This window comes from Geobacillus sp. ZGt-1 (assembly GCF_001026865.1).
In the GTDB taxonomy this organism is placed as follows: domain Bacteria; phylum Bacillota; class Bacilli; order Bacillales; family Anoxybacillaceae; genus Geobacillus; species Geobacillus thermoleovorans.
This window is the reverse complement of sequence record NZ_LDPD01000023.1, coordinates 747477-749396: the sequence shown is the minus strand read 5'-3', so window position 1 is coordinate 749396 and position 1920 is coordinate 747477. Positions and strand designations below refer to the sequence as shown.

The window sequence follows — 1920 nt, the reverse complement described above, 5'->3', positions numbered from 1 at the left end:
CCGGGGGATCGACGACAATCATTTTATGCGTTCGAACCTTACGGCCATCGAGGGTAAAGTCTATTGACAGAATTTGTCGGTGACGTTCATCGTCCCGATTGGCGTTTTTATTCTAATTTTGAAAAGGCAGGAGCGCAAACAATCCTTCGGTTTGCACTCTGCCATATGATTAAGCAAGACTGATTCCTTTGCTTTGTTCTGAAATAAAGTGATCATTTACAGAGGGAGCTCACAAAATAGTTCCAGTGATTTCTCCTTTTTGGTTCTCCTTATAACTCCAGATTTTTCGCTGACGATAACTGATCCAGCCGCTGATCAAAAAGCAGCAAACAGACAAATAAAACGAAAAGCGAATCCCGTAAACATCGGCTATAAAGCTCATCAATAAGGCGGAAATCCCGAACGTTACGGAACTAATGACTCCCTGCACGGAAAAAACATGAGGCAGAGCGTCCATCCGGGCATTTTTTTGAAGAATCGTCTGAAGACAGATCAGCTTCCATTGTTCGATGATCCCGTACAGGGCGGAATACAGAAGCGCCAGCGCACCGTGCGTCGTTGTGCCAAATAACAGTGTGACAATAGCGATACAAAACGGGCCAAACAATACAAAAAATTGCTGATTTTTTTCAACCGATTGACTAAACTTAACGCTTAACAATCCCCCTATCACCATGCCGCCAAAGAAAACAGAGTTAATATATCCCCACCATTCCTCTCCTACATGTAATTGTTCTTTCACATACATATAAAGGATGGCCGAAATCCAGACCCCATTTCCGATTCCTTCAAAAAATGACATGAAGCTAATCGATTTAGCGTGCACATTTCTCCAAGTGTATTCCCATCCTAGACGGATCGAAAGGAGAAAGTTCTTTAGGCCTTTGCCTTGAGCCGTCTTCTTCTTTGTATGTTCTTGTATATGCAACAGAAACATGAGAATGCTTGAGACGACATAGAACAATAAGGTGATATTGATTAAAAGGAACGGCGACCCTACACTGACAATCAAACTCCCAATCGGCCATGCGCTAAGTTTGATGAATTGGTCTAACGTGTTTACAAAACTGTTGGCTTTCAAGATTTCCTCCTTGGAAACGATAAAAGGAACGAGGGAGTTTTTAATCGGATTATTGATCCCATCTAAAAAAGCGATCAATGATACAAAAACATAAACGATCGCAGTGTAATGTTCCGCACCCCAGTGCAAAAACAGCGAGAGAAAAAGCAGCAGAAATGTTTTACACATTTGTCCGTAGGACAATAACGTTTTTAGTTTATATTTTTCGAAAAATATCGGTGCGACGATTCCGCTAATAAATAACGACAATGTAACGAAAAAAGGGACTAATGCGGCAGCCATGGCTTTCGATGTCAAATGATATAGGTAAGAGACAACGGAAACAATGTAGAACACATCTCCGAAATTCGCGAAAGATTGTCCGATCCAAAGGAAATGAAATGTTTTATTTTTCATGACCTCAATCCTCTCTTTGATCATCGAAACGACTGGTGATGGAATAGTCAAAATGAACCAAAAATCAGATCTTCAGTCTTTGATGAAACTGGCTTTTTGCCACGCCCCAAAACGATGGAGCGAAGGAAAACGGGTTGATTTTCAACAATCTGCTAAAGGTAAATGGATATACTGAAGCAATGGAAGCCTCCCCCTTATTCTGTTTAGAGTATCTTGAAAATCAAAAGGCCTTTAGACAGAGCATATCATGCTGCTGGAGTTTCTATAGGAATTATGCATCTTGATCACTTGTTTAATGATACTAAAAATTGTGATAAGTATATGAATGATTTGCGGAAAACAGTTGGAGAAATAGAAGTAAGAACACAATTCTTGGGGAAACAGGGAGTAAAAACTTTAGAAATAATGCGCAAGTTCATTAATCATCCATCTTTTGATGACAT

General features: G+C 40.1%; 2 protein-coding genes and 1 pseudogene. 2 read left to right on the top strand and 1 reads right to left on the bottom strand.

Annotated elements, in window-relative coordinates; genetic code table 11:
* Positions 1-229: 229 nt before the first annotated feature.
* Positions 230-1477, bottom strand: coding sequence for an MFS transporter (locus tag VU18_RS12465; RefSeq protein ID WP_042381890.1), 1248 nt, complete (start codon positions 1475-1477; stop codon positions 230-232).
* On the opposite strand from VU18_RS12465, the gene VU18_RS20370 reads away from it, so the two are divergent.
* Both VU18_RS20370 and VU18_RS20365 read left to right on the top strand, forming a co-directional pair.
* The gene (locus VU18_RS20370; RefSeq protein WP_236687386.1) at positions 1476-1652 is read left to right on the top strand and encodes a hypothetical protein; all 177 of its coding nucleotides are present in this window, start codon (positions 1476-1478) and stop codon (positions 1650-1652) included. The genes VU18_RS12465 and VU18_RS20370 overlap by 2 nt on opposite strands.
* Positions 1653-1690: 38 nt before the next feature.
* A pseudogene (locus VU18_RS20365) lies at positions 1691-1920 on the top strand (hypothetical protein); the annotation flags it as partial.

Bases quoted from the DNA above. Each gene is read 5' to 3' on its own strand.
- VU18_RS20370 (WP_236687386.1), top strand. From the start codon at position 1,476: ATGACCTCAATCCTCTCTTTGATCATCGAAACGACTGGTGATGGAATA.
- VU18_RS12465 (WP_042381890.1), bottom strand. From the start codon at position 1,477: ATGAAAAATAAAACATTTCATTTCCTTTGGATCGGACAATCTTTCGCG.